Annotated in this window: 6 protein-coding genes; 5 read left to right on the forward strand and 1 reads right to left on the reverse strand. The window is 61.5% G+C overall.

What is annotated here, in order from left to right:
• Nucleotides 1-365 precede the first annotated feature (365 nt).
• From F6X39_RS35685 to F6X39_RS35700, 4 genes are read left to right on the forward strand one after another with little or no spacing between them, the layout of a single operon-like run.
• Nucleotides 366-674: a 2Fe-2S iron-sulfur cluster-binding protein gene (locus F6X39_RS35685; RefSeq protein ID WP_187620090.1), complete on the forward strand. Its 309-nt coding sequence runs from the start codon at nucleotides 366-368 to the stop codon at nucleotides 672-674.
• Nucleotides 671-1,009 (forward strand): hypothetical protein, encoded by a 339-nt coding sequence (locus F6X39_RS35690; RefSeq protein ID WP_187620091.1) that lies wholly within the window; start codon nucleotides 671-673, stop codon nucleotides 1,007-1,009. Before F6X39_RS35685 ends, F6X39_RS35690 begins: the two co-directional genes overlap by 4 nt.
• Before the next feature lie 52 nt (nucleotides 1,010-1,061).
• Nucleotides 1,062-1,340, forward strand: a complete 279-nt coding sequence (locus F6X39_RS35695; RefSeq protein ID WP_184012695.1) for a 2Fe-2S iron-sulfur cluster-binding protein — start codon at nucleotides 1,062-1,064, stop codon at nucleotides 1,338-1,340.
• Nucleotides 1,334-2,293, forward strand: coding sequence for an alpha/beta hydrolase (locus tag F6X39_RS35700; RefSeq protein ID WP_187620092.1), 960 nt, complete (start codon nucleotides 1,334-1,336; stop codon nucleotides 2,291-2,293). Before F6X39_RS35695 ends, F6X39_RS35700 begins: the two co-directional genes overlap by 7 nt.
• 103 nt (nucleotides 2,294-2,396) lie before the next feature.
• Here F6X39_RS35700 and F6X39_RS35705 read toward each other — a convergent pair whose 3' ends face one another.
• The gene (locus tag F6X39_RS35705; RefSeq protein ID WP_187620093.1) at nucleotides 2,397-2,726 is read right to left on the reverse strand and encodes a chemotaxis protein; all 330 of its coding nucleotides are present in this window, start codon (nucleotides 2,724-2,726) and stop codon (nucleotides 2,397-2,399) included.
• Between the two features lie 540 nt (nucleotides 2,727-3,266).
• On the opposite strand from F6X39_RS35705, the gene F6X39_RS35710 reads away from it, so the two are divergent.
• Nucleotides 3,267-4,364 (forward strand): porin, encoded by a 1,098-nt coding sequence (locus F6X39_RS35710; protein ID WP_187620094.1) that lies wholly within the window; start codon nucleotides 3,267-3,269, stop codon nucleotides 4,362-4,364.
• Nucleotides 4,365-4,469: the final 105 nt, after the last annotated feature.

Genomic DNA, 4,469 nt, shown 5'->3' on the forward strand with positions numbered 1-4,469 from the left:
ATTCGGCCATCTTTGCTGCTCCTGAGATCTAGAGGGGGACAACGTCTACGGCTGCGAGGCGGGGCGGGTCGCTCGAACTGCAGACAGTGAACGCAGAATATCGCATAAAAAGAATAATGTATACCGTAGCGTCATCGACCGTGTTTTGGACTGAAGTCAGGAATTCGGCCGAATTCCGTCCTCCAACGCTTGGCGCATATGTGAACCCTGCCTCGTCGCGGTCCTCGCACAGCAAATTTTTTTAGACGTCCGCCGCTCGACAAATTGTCGTCAGTATACAATGTTCATGACGCTCGGTAGTATTGAGCAACACTAACGCGCTTCCAGCGCGCAGTCCGGATCTTCAGATCGAGAGGAAAGCGGCAATGCCGATGGTCACATTTCACAGGAACGGCGAGACCTGTCAGGGAGAGGTCAAGCAGAACACCAATCTGGTCGTTCGCGCCGGCATCAAGGAGTTTCCGTTTCCGCACCTTCGCTATGAGTGCGGGATGGGGAAATGCTCCAAATGCGCGTGCGTCGTCCGCGCGGGCGGCGAGCATCTGCCCGCACCCAACTGGAAGGAAAAGAAGCAGCTCGGCGAGCGCCTCGAACAGGGATATCGCCTCGCCTGCCAGCTCTGGATCGAGCACGACATCGAACTCGAACAAACCGACGTGGGGGCCGCGGCATGAGCGTGAACGCGACACAGTCGATCAGTTACGTGATTCTCACGAGCAAGCCCGGCCAGTACCGCACGGAACCCGTCGGCAAGCTGGCGCCGGCCGAAACGTGGGACTACGTATATTGCGGACGTCATCTCGCGACCTTCGTGATTGCCGCGCTTTACGGCGACGCGCGGATTCGCGTCACCAACGAAGCGGAGGGTGGCGAAGTCAACGATATGCCGACCCGCTTCCTCGAAAAATTCTCCGACCGGGATGAGGCGTTCGCGGCGCTTCAGATCCTGGTGGGCACGCGCAACCAGGACGCGCTATTGCGACCGGGCGTCACCGCGGTGGCACGCTGAAGCACGCTGCGCTCATATCCATTCACGTATCCAGCCAGAACAGGTCTCACGCATGATCCAGATTACGTTTCTCAGCAATGACGGCAAGTGCGTCAGCGCCCCGCCGAACAGCAACCTGCTGCGCGTCTCGCTGCGCGAAAAAGGCGGTATTCCTTTCAAGTGCGGCGGCGGTCTGTGCGGCACCTGCAAGTGCAAAGTCGAACGCGGCCTCGAACACACCGACGCGGTGAAAGAGAAGGAAAAGCGCCATCTCAGCGACGCCGATCTCGAAGCCGGTTACCGGATGGCCTGCCAGACTTTCATCAACGGCGACGTGAGCGTGTCATGGTGAACCCGCAACCGACCGACGAGCCGCTCGGCTCCCTGCCCGACGATCAACGTCGCCGTCTGCTCGAGATCGGGCCGCGCTGGAACGAGGACATCACCGCTAACCGGCAGACGGTGATCGACTGCTATACGCCGCTCGTCGCCGCTGCGCCGAAGGACGACATCGTCGTGGAGCGGGACGTGCAATACGGTACGCACGCCCGTCATGTGCTCGACGTCTTTCAGCCGGCAGCGCTCGCGTCGCGTGACGATGGCGATGACCCCGGGCCACACGATGCCGTCGTGTTCATCCACGGCGGTGCGTTCGTGCGTGGCAACAAGAGCGTGAACGGCCAGATTTACGACAACGTCTGTTATTGGTTCGCGTCGCAGGGACTGGTCGCGATCAACGTCGAATACCGGCTCGCCGACGTGGCGCCGTACCCGGGCGGCGCGCACGACGTCGCCGATGCGCTCGCCTACATTCAACAGCATGCGCGCACGCTGCGGATCGACCCCGCGCGCGTGTTCGTCGTGGGCCATTCGGCGGGCGGCGCGCATGCGGCCGCATGTCTGTTCGATCCGGCCGTCATTGAGCAACGCCCGCCTTCGCCTGTCGCCGGTCTGGTGCTGATCAGCGCGCGGGTGGCGGCCGACGTGCGCCCGGGCAACCCCAATGCGAAGCCCGTGCGCGCGTACTTCGGCAACGACGAGAGCCTGTATCCGGTGCGCTCTCCGCTCAGTCACGTCGCGCGCTCGTCGGTGCCGCTGATGATCGCGGTGGCCGAGTTCGAGAATCGCTATCTGGACGAATACGGCGCGCAGTTCTTCTTCGAAGCGCTGCGTCATCGCGGCACGCCGCCCCGGCTGATCCAGATGCGCGGTCACAACCACACGTCGATCGTCGCTCACTTCAATTCCGGCGAGGAGTATCTTGGGCGCGAGATTCTGCACTTCATCGGGAGCGTGGGTCGATAAAGCGGAATACATCTCGCGCTCGCCCAGGAACCACGATAGCGATGCGCACGCGCTTCAACTATCGGTGCCGTCTGGACCGATAGTTGAACGTGCGCGGCAACCTTCATGAACAGCGCAGTCGATTCGCCTCGATGGCCTCCCAGACCGACGGCACCGGAGCCGAGCGAACCGGCGAAGGCACCGAGCTACGCATCCCGTCATCGTCGAGCTTGAACTCGTCGACCGCCTGCTGCAGCTGCAGGATCTGCTGCGACAGCGAAGACGCCGCGGCGGCGGTCTGTTCGACGAGCGCCGCGTTCTGCTGCGTGGTCGCATCCACCAGCGTGACCGCCTGATTCACCTCTTCGACGCCGGCGCTCTGCTGCGCCAGCGCGCTCGAAATCTGGCCGAGAAGGCCAGTGACCTCGCCGACCGCCCGCATGATGTCGCCCATCGTGGCGCCGGCTTCGCCTACGAGCCGCGATCCGGTCGCAACCTAAGCGGCCGACTTGACCTCTTCGCCGGCATAGTGCGTTTGCGCCAATTCATAACGAAAGCCGAGTTCTTCGGCGGTCCAGACGGGGCGCGCTGCCGCGCGACTTCAAAATTCCGTAAATCTTGATCATGGCGAAGGTCACGGTTGAACAGGGAAAAGCCAATGCGCGCGGAGCCGAACGGTCCCGTCGCAAAAAAATGACTCGTATACTATGTACAACAAAATGTGCTCGCGAGACAAATTTTTAGGCGTTAACCCTCACCGGTCCGCATGCCCGCTCTCCGGAAAATCGTCGATTGGTTCGTCAACCACGGCCATTCCACACCTTCAAGCATGTTCAAAAAAATTCCGCAATCCTCCTTGACCCGCTGATCGATCAAAGTCAAAAAGCGCTGGCGTCTTTTTTGTATACCGCATACTTTGTCCTGCTGGATGATCACCCATAACTCCACGACCTCGCGCCAGCACCGAGGACGCCCCGCATCAAAGGAATAACGGATGAAAAAGACGTTCTACATTGCGGCCGCAATTTCAGGCGCAGCCGCCGTCAACGCCCACGCCCAAGGAAGCGTCACGCTTTACGGCCTGATCGACGCCTCGATCCAGTACACGAACAATCAGGGCGGCGGCAGCACGGTGGCGATGTCAAGCGGTACCACGCGCGGCAGCCGCATCGGGTTTCTCGGAACGGAAGATCTGGGCGGTGGAAACCACGCGATCTTCCGGCTCGAAAACGGCTTCGACGTCACCGACGGATCGCTCGGACAAGGCGGTCTGATGTTCGGCCGGCAGGCCTATGTCGGCCTCCAGAACGACCGTTGGGGCACGCTGACCTTCGGTAGGCAATACGAATCGATGGTCGATTACGTGGCTCACCTGACGGCCGCCGACTGGTCCGTCTACATGGAGCACCCCGGCGACATGGACCTGACGAACCGCGGGGTACGTGTCGACAATTCCGTGAAATACACGAAAACCTATGGCGCTTTCACGGGCAGCGCGCTGTACAGCTTCGGCGGTCAGGCCGGCAGCTTCGGCGCGAACAGCATGTGGAGCGTGGGCGGCAGCTACGACGACGGTCCGCTGTATGTGGGCTTCGGCATGACTTACGCACGGCAGCCCGGCGCGCGGAACACCGGCACGTTCTGGAAGGCGTCGAACTCCGCCATTGGCGAATATGTGACGGTGGCGCACTCGTTCCTGACCGTCGGCGGCGGCGCGGCGTACAGGTTCGGCTCGCTGAAGCTGGGCGGCGACATCACCAGCACGACGTACAAGGACGGCTTCGAACAGCAGAACGTCAACTTCATGAACTACGAAATCAACGGCGTGTACTACTTCACGCCGGCGCTTTCGGCGGGGCTGGGCGTCACCTACACCGACGGCAAGGTCGATGCGAACGACGGCGACCCACGCTACATCCAGTACAACGCGACGGCGACCTACAACCTCTCGAAACGCACCGACCTCTATGCATTCGCCACCTTCCAGCGCGCGATGGGCGACGCACAGGTGGCGCAGGTCACGCAGTTCATCAGCCCGTCAAGCACCAATAAACAGGCGTCGGTCGGCCTCGGCCTGCGCCACACCTTTTAACGACGTCGCGCTAACGCGCTGAGGCTTTCGCCTCGTCGACGACTCGAATTTCCATGCCCTGTGAAGGGCATGGACCGATCTCAGGAGCAGCAAAGATGGCCGAAC

This window comes from Paraburkholderia sp. UCT2, assembly GCF_014397665.1.
GTDB lineage: Bacteria > Pseudomonadota > Gammaproteobacteria > Burkholderiales > Burkholderiaceae > Paraburkholderia > Paraburkholderia tuberum.